Origin of the sequence: Rhodococcus shunpengi (assembly GCF_048381395.1) — a bacterium.
In the GTDB taxonomy this organism is placed as follows: domain Bacteria; phylum Actinomycetota; class Actinomycetes; order Mycobacteriales; family Mycobacteriaceae; genus Rhodococcus.
The window spans coordinates 64249-78577 of record NZ_JBLWIU010000013.1; the positions used below are offsets into that span (position 1 = coordinate 64249).

Here is a 14329-nt window from a genome sequence, read left to right on the forward strand (position 1 = left end):
CGATTCCGGATCAGGGGAGCATCCAGGACAACACCAGCGTGGACTGCAGGTAGACCAGCACACAGAGGATGACGAGCATCGCGACGCTGTAGCCGATCACCTTGCGCAACAACACCGATTCGCTGCCCGGCTGATCGACGGCGGTGGCGGCGATGGTGAGGTTCTGCGGGCTGATCAGCTTGCCGACCACACCACCGGAGGTGTTCGCCGCGACCAGCAGGGTCGGGTCGATGCCGGCGGTCTGCCCGGCGGCCTGCTGCAGGCGGGCGAACAGGGCGTTGGCGGATGTGTCCGAGCCGGTGACGGCGGTGCCGAGCCAGCCGAGGATCGGGGAGAACAGGGCGAAGATCGCGCCGGTGCCGGCGAGCCACGTGCCGATCGCGACGGTCTGGCCGGACTGGTTCATCACGTAGCTCAGGCCCAGGACGGTGGCCACCGTGGCGATGGCGAGCTTCATCCGCACGACGGTGGTGCCGAAGGTGGCCACGGCCTGGCGGACGGTCAGCGGGAACATGCCGCCGCTGTCCCACCGCGCGTAGACGAGGGTGACGATCGCGCCGCTGAGCAGCAGCAGTGTTCCCGGCGACGACAACCACGAGAAGGTGTAGACCGCGCTGCTCGACGCGTCGCCGTTGCCTGTGAGCAGATTGCCGTACAGGCCGGGCCACTCGATCTTGACATCGGTGGCGGCGAGACGCTCCGGCAGATCGACACCGACGGTCCACAGCTTCGCAATACCGAACACGGTGATGACCAGCAGGTACGGGAACAGGGCCATGACGACGCGCGAGGTGGTCAGCGACTCGTCGGCGACGGGACGCTGCGGAGCACGAGCGGCTCCGGGGCCCTCCTTGCCGGCCTGGACCGCGATGGTATCGGTGCGGGTGCGCGAGAGCTGGCCCTCGGGGGTCCGCGGCTTCCAGACCTGCAGCATCAGTACGGCGGCGGTGAGACCGGCGAGCGAGGCGACGACATCGGTGAGTTCGTACGAGAAGTGGCTCGAGCACCAGAACTGGGCGAGCGCGAAGGTCGTGCCGGTGACCAGTGCGATCGGCCAGGCCTGCCGGACACCGCGACGACCGTCGACGAGGAAGAGCAGCAACAACGGCACGAAGAGAGCCAGGATCGGTGTCTGACGGCCGACGACGGCGGCGATCTCGGTGGCGGGGATGTCGGTCAGGGCGCCGGCGGTGGTGATCGGGATGGCCATGGCGCCGAAGGCGACCGGTGCGGTGTTGGCGATCAGGACCGTGACCGCGGCCCGCAGGGCGGGCATGCCGAGGGTGACGAGCATGGCGCCGGTGATAGCGACGGGCGCGCCGAATCCGGCGAGTGCTTCGAGCATGCCGCCGAAGCAGAAGGCGATGAGCATCGCCTGGATCCGCATGTCGCCGTGACCGATCGAGTTGAAGATGCGCCGCAGATCCTCGAACCGGCCGCTGACGACGGTGAGTTCGTAGAACCAGATCGCAGTGATCACGATCCACATCACCGGGAAGAGCCCGAAGGTAATACCCTGCAGGGCGGACAGGCCGGCCAGCGGCGCGGGCATGTCGAAGCCGATGATCGCGACGACGAGAGCGACGACGAGGGCGCCGAGTCCGGAATACCAGGCCTTGAGTTTGAAGCCGGCGAGCAGGACGAAGAAGGTCAGCAGCGGCGCAAGGCCCACGAGAGCCGATGCGGTGAGGCTGCCTGCGATGGCGTCAGTGGCGGGTGTGAATGTCACCGCCGATATCCGGGTTGCCACACGAAACTCCTGTGGTTGCGCCGCTGTTGGCGGCGGATCTGATTTCGACCGATGTGGTCAGACCACGTGAAAGTACACCATGGTCCGCGTCACAGTCGACCCGTGACGGAATTTGCGGTCACTGTCCGAAAATGTGCGGCGGATCTCCGGAACGTGTGGTTCAATGTGGTCAGACCACACCCCCGATGCGGAGATCTCCATGCGAATCGCCCTGTTCGCGACGTGCCTCGGCGACACGATGTTCCCGAAGGCCGTTTCGGCCACCGCCCTGCTCCTCACCCGGCTCGGGCACGACGTCGTCTTCCCCGAACGCCAGACCTGCTGCGGCCAGATGCACGTCAACACCGGCTACCAACCCGACGCGCTGCCGCTCGTCGAGAACTACGTCGACGCCTTCGACGACAGCAGCATCGACGCCGTCGTCGCCCCTTCCGGATCGTGCGTCGGATCCGTCCGTCACCAGCACGAAATCGTCGCCTCCCGTTACGGTTCCGCGTCGTTGTGCGGGCGGGTCGACACCGTCAAGGCCAAGACGTACGAGTTGTCCGAATTCCTCGTCGACGTCCTCGGCGTCACCGACGTCGGTGCGTATTTCCCTCACCGGGTGACCTATCACCCCACCTGCCACTCGTTGCGGATGCTGCGGGTGGGGGAGAAGCCGCTCCAGCTGTTGCGTGCCGTGCGCGAGATCGACCTCGTCGAACTGCCCGAGGCCGACTCGTGCTGCGGCTTCGGCGGCACCTTCGCGATCAAGAACGCCGAGACCTCCACCGCGATGCTCGCCGACAAGCTGAGCAATGTCGCCGCCACCGGCGCCGAATACTGCAGCGCCGGCGACTCGTCGTGCCTGATGCACATAGGTGGCGGTCTCACACGACTGCGCACCGGTACCCGCACCATCCACCTCGCCGAGATCCTCGCCTCCGTGGAACCGGCCGTCGCCCCCAAGGGAGTGCCCGCGTGACCGCACTCGGTATGCCCGTCGTCCCGCCACGAGGATCCGGAAATCTGCGCGGTATCAAGGCGTTTCCCGACGCGGCGCACCAGGAACTCGCGAACCCCCAGTTGCGGCGCAACATCGGCAAGGCCACCCACACCATCCGCGCCAAGCGACTGAACGTCACCGGGGAACTGCCCGACTGGGAACAACTGCGCGACGCCGGCGCCGCCATCAAGACCGACGTGCTCAACCGCCTCCCGGAACTGCTCACCCAGCTCGAGGAGGCGGTGACCGCGCGGGGCGGCGTGGTGCACTGGGCGGCCGACGCCGCCGAGGCCAACGCCATCGTCACCGAGCTGATCCGGAAGACGGGATCCGACGAGGTCATCAAGGTCAAATCGATGGCCACCCAGGAGATCGGGCTCAACGAGTACCTCGAGGAACAGGGGATCGCGGCCTACGAGACCGACCTCGCCGAGCTCATCGTCCAACTCGGCCACGACAAGCCCTCGCACATCCTCGTGCCCGCCATCCACCGCAACCGCGCCGAGATCCGCGAGATCTTCCTACGTGAGATGCCGGACGTCGACCCCGACCTCGACGACAACCCCCGCCATCTCGCCGCCGCGGCACGAAAGTTCCTGCGACACAAGTTCATGACGGTGCCGGTGGCGGTGTCGGGCGCGAACTTCGGCATCGCCGAGACCGGCACCCTCGTCGTCGTCGAATCCGAGGGCAACGGCCGCATGTGCCTGACGCTGCCGCAGACACTCATCACCGTCATGGGCATCGAGAAGCTGCTGCCCACCTTCCGCGACCTCGAGGTGTTCCTGCAGCTGCTGCCGCGCTCGTCGACTGGGGAGCGCATGAACCCCTACACCTCGATGTGGACCGGTGTCACCCCCGGCGACGGCCCGCAGGAATTCCACCTCGTGCTGCTCGACAACGGCCGCACCGCCGCGCTCGCCGACGATATCGGACGCGAAGCGCTGCACTGCATCCGGTGCTCGGCGTGCCTGAACGTGTGCCCGGTCTACGAGCGCACCGGAGGCCACGCCTACGGCTCGACCTATCCGGGCCCGATCGGCGCCGTCCTCAGCCCGCAGTTGGCCGGGATGGACCAACCCGACGACCCCAACGCCAGCCTGCCGTTCGCATCGAGCCTGTGCGGTGCCTGCTACGACGCCTGTCCCGTCAAGATCGACATCCCCTCGTTGCTGGTGGAACTGCGCCACCAGAAGGTCGAACACGCCCGCTTCGGACCCGAGGCCGCGGCGATGAAGGCCGCGTCGCTGGCCATGTCGTCCTCTCGACGCTGGACGGCCGCGCAGAAGGCCGCCGGACTCGGCCGCGTCCTCGCCGGCAAGAAGGGGAGAATCACCAATCTGCCCGGTCCGCTCGCCGGCTGGACCGACGCTCGCGACATGCCGGCCCCGCCGAAACAGACCTTCCGGCAATGGTGGGCCTCCGACGAAGGACGTGCCGCACTCGCGAAGGCACGCGAGGAAGGACAGCAGCGATGAGCAGCCGCGACGCGATTCTCGGCCGGATCCGTTCGGCGCAGACTCTGGCACCGCCGACACCGGTCGAGGTACCGCGTGACTACCGTCTCGGACGCACCCTGCCGGACGCCGAACGCCGTGAGCTGCTGGTCGACCGGCTGGTCGACTACAAGGCCCACGTGCACGAAAGCACACCGGAGGATCTGCATGTTGTGCTGGCGAAGATCCTCACGGCTCGTGGGGTGCGCCGCGTCGGGATCCCGGAGGGCCTGGATCGGTCGTGGCTGGCGGAATTCGGTGGCGAGGTGGTGGTCGACTCCATCGACCGGCCCGCAGCCGACCTCGGTGATCTCGACGGGGTCGTCACCGCTTCGGCCGTCACCTGCGCCGAGACGGGCACGATCTTCCTCGACGGCAGCCCCGACCAGGGGCGACGCGCGCTCACGCTGGTGCCCGACCTGCACGTGTGCGTCGTGGCGATGAGCGACGTCGAGGTGGGAGTGCCCGAAGCGCTGGCCCGGCTCGTCCCGGAACGGCCTATCACCATGATCAGTGGACCGTCCGCGACGTCGGACATCGAACTCGAACGCGTCGAGGGCGTGCACGGCCCCCGCACCCTGGAGGTGGTGATGATCGGATGACCGTGCTGACCGAGCGTGTCCGGCCACGACTCGGATGGCAACAGCATGCCAACTGCCGGACCTCTGACGAGTACTTCTTCTTCGCCCCGGAGGGCGAGCCACCGAGCATCCGCAGGCGGCGCGAGGTCGTCGCGAAACGCATCTGCGCGAACTGCCCGGTGCTGGTCGAGTGCCGCACCCACGCGATGCTCAGCGGCGAACCGCACGGAGTGTGGGGTGGACTGTCGGAACACGAACGGCTGCAACACCTGAAACGTTGAGCGCACGCAATCTTCGGTGTTTCCGACATCGCTGAGCGCGGTCGGGAACACCGAAATCGAGAACGGCTACGCACGGCCGGCGCGGCCCACCCCGTCGAAATGGGGTAGTCGTCTACGCAGGCGCCGGTATCGGCCGGTTCCCATACTGATCCCGCGGGGTTCTCCCGCATCTCTTGTCACCCTTCGGATCAGAGGAAACCATCATGATGACGGACGATGTCGACGGCCCCGTCGAAGCCGAGACCACGGGCCGGCAGATCATCACTTTCACCGAGGACAGCACCCATGAGGAACGGGTGGCCGCACTCGAATCGATCGGCGGCGTGACCTCGATCGCGTCCAGCGACGAGACGGGACCGGAAGCGGTACCCGCCGACGAACTCGAATCCGCCGACGCGACCATCTTCGAACGACTCGGGGTGGCTGTCGCCGCGGTCGACGGGTCGCAGGTCGAATCGCTCGAGGAAGTCGCGCGGCAGGATCCGGCGATCGTGGCCGTGGAACCCGAACATGTCATCCATACCCTGGCGGCACCACTCGCCATGGAGACACATCTGGCGGACGGCCGCAGGCACACCTGGGGTCTGCAGGCCACCCGTGCGCTCGCGTCGCAGTTCGATGGCTCCGGCGTTCGGGTGGCCGTGCTCGACACCGGATTCGACCTGAACCATCCCGACTTCGCGGGCCGGACGATCATCAGCAAATCGTTCATCGCAGGCCAGGCGGTCCAGGACGGGAACGGACACGGCACCCACTGTGTCGGCACGTCCTGCGGACCGAGGAATCTACCGAACGCGCGAGGCTACGGCGTCGCGCCGAAGGCGGCGATCTTCGTCGGGAAGGTGCTGAGCAATCAGGGCAGTGGGTCCGACTCCACAATCCTTGCCGGGATCGAGTGGGCGTTGGCCAACGGGTGCCAGGTCGTCTCGATGTCTCTGGGCGCCAACGTTCCTCAACCGGTGATGGCCTACGAGGCCGTCGGACAGCGCGCACTGGCTGCCGGGACGCTGATCATCGCTGCTGCGGGGAACAACGCTCGTCGGCCGGCGGACCCCGGATTCGTCGGAAGTCCCGCGAACTCGCCGTCGATCATGGCGGTCGCGGCACTGGCGTCCGACCTGAGGATGGCGGCGTTCTCGGCCAGGGCCACCGTGGTTCCGGGCGGTGCGATCGACATCGCCGCACCCGGTGTCGACGTGTACTCGTCGTGGCCGATGCCGGACCGCTACAACACGATCAGCGGCACGTCCATGGCCACGCCGCACGTGGCCGGATTGGCGGCGCTCATCGTGCAGAGCACAGCGAAGACCGGGAAGGAACTCTGGAAGACGCTGGTCGACGGGGCCGAGGTGCTGCCGTTGCCGCAGACCGACGCAGGCGCGGGGTTGGCCACCGCACCGTGAGTCGGTACCCGATGCGCAAGGCCTCCGTCGTCCTGGCGGTGTTGTCGGTCGTAGTCCTGGTGTCGGTGACGGCCTGCTCGCACGACGCCACGAATCCGCAACGAGGGGGCACCTCGGAGGACGGGGAGACATCCATGGTGGAAACACCCCGAGAGCACCTGGTCGTCCTTGCCTCCGCGCAGGCCGAGGCGGCCCTTGCCGGCATCGAGGCAGCGGCCCCGGTGACCCAATTGCTCCGGCCACGGCTGCTCCTCGTCCTCACGGATCCCGATGCGAGGGAGAACATTCGAAGAATCCTCGGTGTCTACGGCACCACCCCCGACAGGGAACCACTCGGTTTGTCGCCCGAGGAACAGTTGTTCGTGGACGCCTGGGTCGCCCAATGCGCGCCGAAGACGCGCCCCGGCGAGGGCTCGAACTGGGACACTCCCGGGTTCGAACCGCCGGATATCCCCGGCCGGTGACTTACCGGACCGGTTTGCACACCATTTTCGACATCAGGAGCATGACATGGCCGGCGACCTGAACATCACGGAACGCGTCGTGCGTGCAGACGACGTACGCGCAGCCGATCCGAGCGACGAGGCACAGGAACGAACGATCCACCGCTACGGGCGGATGGCCATCCTTGCCGCTCCGGGGGAGTCCGCGGAGGAATCCGTCCCGGAGATCGGAGACATGCGGGACCTCGTCGACGACCCCACCGAGGTCGAGACACTGGGCCTCGCGGCGCAAGGGCTGCGCCAATCCGCCGACTACCGTCGTGCGAAGGAGAACCGACCCCGCGACGGTCAAGAGTGGGACATGGGGGATTGCACGTCGGTTGTGCCCGTCCCGCCCCAGGTGGCAGAGCGCGACAGTCAGCAGGAAGCGGGACCGACGAGTTCCTATCTCGAGGGGTCGGTGGCGGTCGGCATCGTCATCGTTCAGGGACCGACTGCGGCATTGAGCTTCTCCGAGGCCGCGGTGGTGAAGGTGGTCGCCGAGGTCCAGAACGGTCTGGGTTGGCTCGCCACCGCAAACCCCTTGGCGGGCATTTCCTTCTCGTACGACATCCAGAACGTGAACCTGAGTGTGCCGGCGGATCCGTCCGCCGCCGACCTCGAGGCGCACTGGCGTGATCCGGCGATGGGCGCGCTGGGATACAGTGCCGACTGGAACGGCGTGGGTGCTTATGTCGAGGACATCCGCAGCCGTTACGGAACCCGCTGGACCTACTGCGCCTTCTTCACGAAGTATCCACTCGGTCACTTCGCGTACGCGGGTGCGCCACGGGTCGTCATGGACTACAACAACGACGGCTGGGGCCCGGACAACATCGACCGGGTGTTCGCGCACGAGACCGGGCACATCTTCGGCTGCCCGGACGAGTACGCGGACAGCAGATGCACGTGCGGCGGTGCCTTCGGACGATACGGACTCGTCAACGGCAACTGCGAGAACTGCGCGGCCGAAGGTGGCGTCCCGTGCCTGATGAAGGGCAACACGTTCACCGTCTGCGGCTTCACTCCCGGGCACCTCGGATGGGCGCCGCAGCTCGCCGTCAACAATTTCGGGTACAACGCCGGATCGTGGCGCACCGATCGGCATCCGCGGTTCCTGGCCGACACCACGGGTGACGGTCGTGCGGACATCGTCGGTTTCGGTGATGCGGGGGTGTACGTGTCCCGGGCACAGGCGGACGGGTCGTTCGGGCCGGTCACGCGCGTCGTCGACGACTTCGGATACAACGCGGGTGGATGGCGCGTGGAGCGGCATCTACGGTTCCTCGCGGACACGACCGGGGACGGCCGGGCCGACATCGTCGGATTCGGCGAGGCGGGCGTGTATGTCTCCCTGGCGCGAGCCGATGGGACGTACGGGCCGGTCACGCGCGTCGTCGACAACTTCGCCTACAGCGCCGGAGGATGGCGGATCGATCGGCACCCGCGGTTCCTGGCCGACACCACCGGGGACGGCCGGGCGGACATCGTCGGATTCGGCAATGCCGGCGTCTACGTGTCGCGGGCACTGGGCAACGGCGGGTTCGACGCGCCCGGATTGATCGTCACCAACTTCGGTTACGACGCCGGTGGGTGGCGGGTCGACCAGCATCCGCGGTTCCTGGCGGACACCACAGGTGACGGTCGCGCCGACATCATCGGGTTCGGCAGCGCCGGAGTGTGGCTGCACAGATCGTGACCGTACTCGAGCGAGGAGTTCCGGCCGATGCGACGCACCGGCCGGAACCCCTCATCCACGTCTATGCCGATCCCAGCAGGCGTGCTGTAGCAGCAACGTTCATGCGCAGGATCTCGAGTGCGAGGTCGTAGTCGATGGAATCGAGCGTGTCGCGCGCACTATGGATGTTCGCGTTCGTGCTGTCGGCTCCTTCGATGGTCAGCACCGCGGGGATGCCCTTCTCGAGGAACGGCACGTGATCGCTGTTGAGCGGATGCAGGCTGGTCTGCACAGCCAGCGTCGTGTAGGTCGCGGCGGCCCGGGCAAGTTCGTCGATCAGGTGCTGCGACAGGCTCGCGCCTTCGAAAAGAACGGTGGGCTGCGGGGCATTGAGCGAGGCGATCATGTCCATGTTGACGACGCCTCGGATGCGCTCCCGTTCTGCAGTCGACAGGCCGGCGACGTAGGCGAGGCTGCCGACCAGTCCCTGCTCTTCACCTCCGAACAGGATCAGACGCAGATCGTGCTCTGCCACATGGTGTTCGAGCGTCTCGGCGATCGTCAGCAGTCCCGCGCTGCCCGAACCGTTGTCGTCGGCTCCGGGGGCGGCAGCAGCGGGGCCGCCCGCGATGTTGATGGAGTCGAGGTGAGCGGTGACCACCACGACGCTCCTGGGCGAGGGGCCGCGACCCGGTCGCTCGGCGATCACGTTCGAGCTCGTAGCGCCCTCGAACACGACCGTGTCGAGGAGGTGCGGCATCGTGCCGCCTGTTTCTCGTGTCACGTCAGTCATGGTTGCCCCGATTCGAACGTGAGGATCTCGTCGTCGACGGAGAGCACCGTGTGCACATGTGGATTCGGGTCCGTCTCGGGAAGGACGGTGCGGACACGACCGTGGCCCAGGTCCTGCCACTGTCCGACACGCGCGCGACCACGATCGTCGGGACCGCCGTCGTATTCGACGTAGGTGCCGTCCTGCCGGAACTCGAATCCGGGTCGTCCGCGCGAGCGAGGAAACGGAAACCCGCGAGGGCGGTAGACCCTCGCGGTGTCGGTGTCCTCCTCGTACGAATGGAACCAGGTACCGATGATCGAAGACGGGTCGTTCACAGTGCGTCCTGACGAGTCCGTGGTGGGTGGTCAACCGACACGGTCCAGGATTCCGCCGATGCGGTCGAGGAGCGACCGGAGCGACGCGATCTGACGTCGCAGCTCGTCCATCTCGCGGTCGAGCGACACAAGCGCCGAGGTGTCGGTTCGCGTCTCACCGTTGCCGGTCGGGCCGAGTGCGAGCGATTCCGTCCGGGCCGGTTCCAGCGCCCCGAGCAGGAACGACGCCCGCGGTCCCTCCAGGCACGCCCGCATACGGAGCGCCTGCCCGGCGGTGAACATGAACATCGCCGCGTCGTCGGTGTAGTCCATGTAGTTCATGAACATGTCGCCGTGTGGACCGTTGTTGCAGGTCACTCGTGGATACCTCGGCTTGCCGAAGTTGTGGCCCGCCTGGTTGGGGGTGTCGTCGACGAAATCGGTGCCCGAGCATCCGTCGCCGTCGTCGCCCCAGATGTGGCGCAGGCTCAGCCAGTGACCGATCTCGTGTGTCGCGGTGCGACCGAGATGGAAGGGAGGTCGCGCCGTGCCGGTGGTCCCGAAACACGAATGGACGATGACGACACCGTCGGTTGCTGCCGGTCCGCCGGGGAACTGGGCGTAGCCGAGGATCTGGCGACCGATCGAATCGCGAAGGTCGTTGCACAGCCAGATGTTGAGGTAGTCGTCGCTCGGCCAGGGGTCGGCGCCGCCCGTGTCGGACGACTTGATGTCGTCCTCGTCCGCCGTGAAGAACTCCTTCGTCGTCGGGGTCCTGGTGATCCCGTCGGTCGGGGCGCCGTCCGGATCGACTGTCGCCAGTCGGAACTCGACGTGGATGTCGGCGACGAGGTCCTTCCAGACCTCCGGCACCTTCGTGCGGTCGGGGTTGGTGGCGCGGAAGTCTCGGTTGAGGGCGTCGATCTGGCTCCGAATCTGGTCTTCACCGATGTTCTGGGAGGGCGACGCGGGATCGTGCACGACGTGAACGACGACCGGAACGGTCACGACACCTGTCGGGGCCGGTGCGCGCCGTCCTGTCCGGTAGGCGAACACCCGGTTCTCGAACATCTCGCAGCGCTGCTTGTAGCTGGGGCTCTGCAACAGCAGTTTGTGGTGCACAGCCATCGTTCCGCAGACCTCGCGGGTCGACGGGGAGTCCAGGTCGGCCATGACGGATCCTTTCCTGAGCCGGAAACAGCTTCGAATGAAGCATCACGCTCGGGTGCTGCGGAATCATGCGTAGTCGACCACTCGAAACCCTCCTTTCGGATGACACCGAATCCGACGCAACTATCCACGAGGGGAGTCTGCCACCCGGACGGACCGATTCCGGGGATGCCCGAGTGTGCGGATCTGCGATGTCGAGCGACCTCACGCGCTTGTCCGTCTGCTATTCGACGCCGTATATTCGGCGCCGACTATTCGAAGCGAACCAGTCGCAGAATCGCAACGCCTCCCGACGATCGAAGGAAATCGAGACCGGTGTCCGATCAGCCCCGCATCCCCGTCCTGACGCCTATGGCCGTCGCGGTACTCGGGCTGCTCGAGGAACGGCCGATGCATCCCTAGGAGATGCACCAGCTTCTGCTCAAGCGTCGCGAGGACAACCTCATCAAGCTGCGACCGAGCTCGCTGTACCACATCGTTTCCCGCCTCGCGGAAAGCGGACTGATCCGGCAGGAAGGCACCGAACGCGCAGGTAATCGGCCCGAGCGGACAACCTACAGCATCACCGCGGCCGGCGAGGCGGCCGTGCGGGCCCGCCTCGCCGAGATCATCCGACGGCCCGTCCGTGAGTATCCGATCTTCCCTCTCGGTCTCGCCGAATCGCACAACCTTCCGGCAGACGAGGTCGTCGTCCTTCTCGGAGAACGCATCGACCGGCTCGAGGAAGAGCTCGTCGAATTCGACGCGATCCGCACGTGGGCCGCGGACAACGGCGTGCCGCGTCGCTACTGGGTGGCCGTCGACTTCCTCCGGGACAGGACCGCCCACGAAGCGGAGTGGCTTCGTGGACTGATCGAGGAGATCCGCGACGGGTCCTTGGTGTGGCAGAGCGTCGATGCCGCCGATCGACAACTTCCGGACCCGCCCCATGATCTCGGTCGCGACTGGGGTGCTGCGCTGACGGACGAGACTCTCGCCGAACTGCGGAGGAGCGGTGCGGGAAGTAGTGGTCCCGGTCGGCCGTAGTGCATCGACCGAACCGGGACACCTTGACCCAATAGATCGCCGGTCGCGCTCGACCGGTACGAACAGGAACGAAATCGATGAAAACTGAACGTAATCCGTGGTGGGGCCTGTCGGCCCTGGTGGTCGGGTTCTTCATGATCCTGCTGGATCTGACCATCGTCGCGGTGGCCAACCCGGCGATCATGGCCGACCTGCAGGCCGACATCAATCAGGTCGTCTGGGTGACCAGCGCCTATCTGCTCACCTATGCGGTGCCCCTGCTGTTCACCGGTCGTCTCGGCGACCGGTTCGGCCCCAAGCACGTCTATCTCGCGGGCCTGGTGGTGTTCACCGCGGCGTCGCTGTGGTGCGCGACCTCCGGCACCATCGAGATGCTCATCGCCGCCCGCGCCGTCCAGGGACTCGGCGCGGCGCTGATGACGCCGCAGACGATGGCGATCATCACCCGCACCTTCGCGCCCGACAAGCGAGGCGCGGCCATGGGTCTGTGGGGCGCCGTCGCCGGTCTGGCCTCGCTGCTCGGCCCTCTCGTCGGCGGTGTACTGGTCGATTGGCAGGGCTGGAACTGGATCTTCTACATCAACGTCCCGGTCGGCATCATCGCCTTCATGCTGGCGGCATGGCTCGTGCCCAGCCTCGAGACCCAACCGCACAAGTTCGACGTCGTCGGCGTGATCCTCAGTGGCGTCGGATTGTTCCTGCTGGTCTTCGGAATCCAGGAAGGTTCCAGCCGCGACTGGGACGTCTGGACCTGGACGATGATCGTCGCGGGTATCGCGGTGATGGTGCTGTTCGTGTTCAACCAGGCGCGTAACAAAGGTGAACCCCTCGTGCCATTGGCCCTGTTCCGCGACCGGAACTTCTCGATGTCGAACATCGCGATCTCGTCGATGGGCGCAGCCATGACCGCACTGATGGTTCCGGCCTACTTCTATCTCGAGACGGTCCGCGGATTCTCACCCACGCGCGCTGCCCTGATCTTCGCCCCGATGGCGATCGTCACCGGTCTCACGGCGCCGCTCATCGGCAAGTTCTCCGACCGGATGCCGCCCCGGGTGCTGCCCACCGTCGGCTTCACACTCTTCTCCGCGTCGATCTTCGGGTTCGCGGTGCTCATGACGCCGGACAGCCCCATCGTGCTGTTCCTGCTCATCGCCGGTATCGCCGGCGTGTCCAATTCGTGCATCTGGGCACCGCTGGCCTCCACCGCCACGCACAACCTGCCCATCCGCCAGGCGGGCGCCGGTGCCGGCATCTACAACACGACCCGGCAGGTCGGTTCGGTGCTGGGCAGCGCCGCGATCGGTGCCTTGATCTCGTCCTTGATGGCCGCGCAGGGACTCGGTGAGGTGCAGGCGGGCGAGGGCGGCGGAGCAGCAATGGGAACCGCTCTCCCGGAGCAGATCGCGGAGAAGTTCAGCACCGCGCTGAGCCAATCGATGCTTTTGCCCGCCTCGGTCCTGATCATCGGGATCGTGGCGTCGGCGATGTTCGTCGGCCACGCCTCGTCGCAGCGGAAGGCGCAGGCCGGCACTTCGGCCGATCGCGCAGAGGTCACCAGCTGAGCCGGGTTCGCGTCAGTGGCCTGGTCGCCACGAACGAAAGAACGCTCCCACCGAGCTTGGCTCGGTGGGAGCGTTCTCGTTCGCTCAGGAGTGCGGTCAGCCGTAGTGGCAGACGTAGCTGACGGCTTCGGTGACCTCGATGTCGAACGACGAGTCGCCGGGCACCGAGAAGGAGTCGCCTGCACCGTAGGAGGTCCAGTCCTCGCCGCCGGCCAACCGGACGCGGCACGCGCCGCTGTGCAGTTCCATGACCTCCGGAGCGGCCGTGCCGAAGTTGAGGGTCGCGGGCAGGATCACGCCGGCCGACTTGCGGGTTCCATCCGCCAGATGGAAGTTGTGGCTGACGCACTTGCCGTCGAAGTAGACGTTGGCACGCGGGTCGAGCGTCACGTTGGCGTAGGTCGAAGTCGGCTCACTCATGAGCTGGAGCGTAGCGAGGAGGGTGCAGGTCGCCGGTCGCCGGGGTCGGTGTGCGAGACCACTTCCGCTGACTGACCGCGCAGAGCGTGTTCGGCAGGGGCTCACAACGCAGAAGTGCGGCTCGCAACCCACAGGGTCGACCACCAGGGTTGTGAGCCTCATTCTTCGGTTGTGGACCTCCGTCTGCTCGGCACGCTGTCGACCGTCCCGCTCGGCTGGTTCACCGCCCGACTTCGGGCAGGTCAAGCACGTCGTCCAGAACGACACGCTGTCGCTGCACTACCTGGTGACCCACGTCGTGCCCGACGCGGTCGCTGCTGTCGTCGCACCCGTCGCGGTGGGCGGACCGAGGTTCGGGATGCCCGCCGGATTGGTTCGTAATCGCTGTATTCCATTGCAGAGG

General features: G+C 66.6%; 14 protein-coding genes. 9 read left to right on the forward strand and 5 right to left on the reverse strand.

Annotated elements, in window-relative coordinates; genetic code table 11:
• Nucleotides 1–10: 10 nt before the first annotated feature.
• Nucleotides 11–1729, reverse strand: a complete 1719-nt coding sequence (locus tag ACNJ7K_RS10040; protein WP_455409081.1) for an L-lactate permease — start codon at nt 1727–1729, stop codon at nt 11–13.
• Nucleotides 1730–1949: 220 nt separating this feature from the next.
• Here ACNJ7K_RS10040 and ACNJ7K_RS10045 point away from each other — a divergent pair, with 220 nt between their 5' ends.
• From ACNJ7K_RS10045 to ACNJ7K_RS10075, 7 genes are all read left to right on the forward strand, one after another.
• Complete coding sequence (locus tag ACNJ7K_RS10045) at nt 1950–2714, forward strand: (Fe-S)-binding protein (protein WP_026060979.1); 765 nt, start codon at nt 1950–1952, stop codon at nt 2712–2714.
• Nucleotides 2711–4213 carry a LutB/LldF family L-lactate oxidation iron-sulfur protein gene (locus tag ACNJ7K_RS10050; RefSeq protein ID WP_159418282.1) on the forward strand — a complete coding sequence of 501 codons (1503 nt, stop codon included), beginning with the start codon at nt 2711–2713 and terminating at the stop codon, nt 4211–4213. The genes ACNJ7K_RS10045 and ACNJ7K_RS10050 overlap by 4 nt, the downstream gene beginning before the upstream one ends.
• Nucleotides 4210–4833, forward strand: coding sequence for a LutC/YkgG family protein (locus ACNJ7K_RS10055; protein WP_059383450.1), 624 nt, complete (start codon nt 4210–4212; stop codon nt 4831–4833). Before ACNJ7K_RS10050 ends, ACNJ7K_RS10055 begins: the two co-directional genes overlap by 4 nt.
• Nucleotides 4830–5093, forward strand: a complete 264-nt coding sequence (locus ACNJ7K_RS10060; RefSeq protein ID WP_159418281.1) for a WhiB family transcriptional regulator — start codon at nt 4830–4832, stop codon at nt 5091–5093. Before ACNJ7K_RS10055 ends, ACNJ7K_RS10060 begins: the two co-directional genes overlap by 4 nt.
• A gap of 203 nt (nt 5094–5296) precedes the next feature.
• Nucleotides 5297–6496, forward strand: a complete 1200-nt coding sequence (locus ACNJ7K_RS10065) for a S8 family peptidase (RefSeq protein ID WP_487041586.1) — start codon at nt 5297–5299, stop codon at nt 6494–6496.
• 11 nt (nt 6497–6507) lie between these two features.
• The gene (locus ACNJ7K_RS10070; protein ID WP_487041587.1) at nt 6508–6960 is read left to right on the forward strand and encodes a hypothetical protein; all 453 of its coding nucleotides are present in this window, start codon (nt 6508–6510) and stop codon (nt 6958–6960) included.
• Between the two features lie 46 nt (nt 6961–7006).
• The gene (locus ACNJ7K_RS10075) at nt 7007–8677 is read left to right on the forward strand and encodes an FG-GAP repeat domain-containing protein (RefSeq protein WP_487041588.1); all 1671 of its coding nucleotides are present in this window, start codon (nt 7007–7009) and stop codon (nt 8675–8677) included.
• Between the two features lie 61 nt (nt 8678–8738).
• Here ACNJ7K_RS10075 and ACNJ7K_RS10080 read toward each other — a convergent pair whose 3' ends face one another.
• Genes ACNJ7K_RS10080 through ACNJ7K_RS10090 form a run of 3 tightly spaced genes read right to left on the reverse strand, consistent with a single transcriptional unit; the run spans nt 8739 to nt 10918 of the window.
• On the reverse strand, nt 8739–9440 hold the full coding sequence (locus tag ACNJ7K_RS10080) for a M28 family metallopeptidase (RefSeq protein ID WP_455409083.1): 702 nt from the start codon (nt 9438–9440) through the stop codon (nt 8739–8741).
• 5 nt (nt 9441–9445) lie between these two features.
• Nucleotides 9446–9766, reverse strand: a complete 321-nt coding sequence (locus ACNJ7K_RS10085) for a hypothetical protein (protein WP_455409084.1) — start codon at nt 9764–9766, stop codon at nt 9446–9448.
• A 30-nt stretch (nt 9767–9796) separates the two neighbouring features.
• Nucleotides 9797–10918 carry a zinc metalloprotease gene (locus ACNJ7K_RS10090; RefSeq protein WP_487041589.1) on the reverse strand — a complete coding sequence of 374 codons (1122 nt, stop codon included), beginning with the start codon at nt 10916–10918 and terminating at the stop codon, nt 9797–9799.
• Nucleotides 10919–11320: 402 nt separating this feature from the next.
• Here ACNJ7K_RS10090 and ACNJ7K_RS10095 point away from each other — a divergent pair, with 402 nt between their 5' ends.
• Nucleotides 11321–11941, forward strand: coding sequence for a PadR family transcriptional regulator (locus ACNJ7K_RS10095; RefSeq protein WP_455409086.1), 621 nt, complete (start codon nt 11321–11323; stop codon nt 11939–11941).
• Nucleotides 11942–12018: 77 nt separating this feature from the next.
• Nucleotides 12019–13506 (forward strand): DHA2 family efflux MFS transporter permease subunit, encoded by a 1488-nt coding sequence (locus ACNJ7K_RS10100; protein ID WP_455409087.1) that lies wholly within the window; start codon nt 12019–12021, stop codon nt 13504–13506.
• Nucleotides 13507–13602: 96 nt separating this feature from the next.
• On the opposite strand, the gene ppnP is transcribed toward ACNJ7K_RS10100, so the two are convergent.
• Nucleotides 13603–13926, reverse strand: a complete 324-nt coding sequence (gene ppnP, locus ACNJ7K_RS10105) for a pyrimidine/purine nucleoside phosphorylase (protein WP_230791614.1) — start codon at nt 13924–13926, stop codon at nt 13603–13605.
• Between the last annotated feature and the right edge of the window lie 403 nt (nt 13927–14329).

Bases quoted from the DNA above. Each gene is read 5' to 3' on its own strand.
- ACNJ7K_RS10045 (WP_026060979.1), top strand. From the start codon at position 1,950: ATGCGAATCGCCCTGTTCGCGACGTGCCTCGGCGACACGATGTTCCCG.
- ACNJ7K_RS10055 (WP_059383450.1), top strand. From the start codon at position 4,210: ATGAGCAGCCGCGACGCGATTCTCGGCCGGATCCGTTCGGCGCAGACT.
- ACNJ7K_RS10060 (WP_159418281.1), top strand. From the start codon at position 4,830: ATGACCGTGCTGACCGAGCGTGTCCGGCCACGACTCGGATGGCAACAG.
- ACNJ7K_RS10065 (WP_487041586.1), top strand. From the start codon at position 5,297: ATGATGACGGACGATGTCGACGGCCCCGTCGAAGCCGAGACCACGGGC.
- ACNJ7K_RS10070 (WP_487041587.1), top strand. From the start codon at position 6,508: ATGCGCAAGGCCTCCGTCGTCCTGGCGGTGTTGTCGGTCGTAGTCCTG.
- ACNJ7K_RS10075 (WP_487041588.1), top strand. From the start codon at position 7,007: ATGGCCGGCGACCTGAACATCACGGAACGCGTCGTGCGTGCAGACGAC.
- ACNJ7K_RS10090 (WP_487041589.1), bottom strand. From the start codon at position 10,918: ATGGCCGACCTGGACTCCCCGTCGACCCGCGAGGTCTGCGGAACGATG.
- ACNJ7K_RS10095 (WP_455409086.1), top strand. From the start codon at position 11,321: ATGCACCAGCTTCTGCTCAAGCGTCGCGAGGACAACCTCATCAAGCTG.
- ACNJ7K_RS10100 (WP_455409087.1), top strand. From the start codon at position 12,019: ATGAAAACTGAACGTAATCCGTGGTGGGGCCTGTCGGCCCTGGTGGTC.
- ppnP (WP_230791614.1), bottom strand. From the start codon at position 13,926: ATGAGTGAGCCGACTTCGACCTACGCCAACGTGACGCTCGACCCGCGT.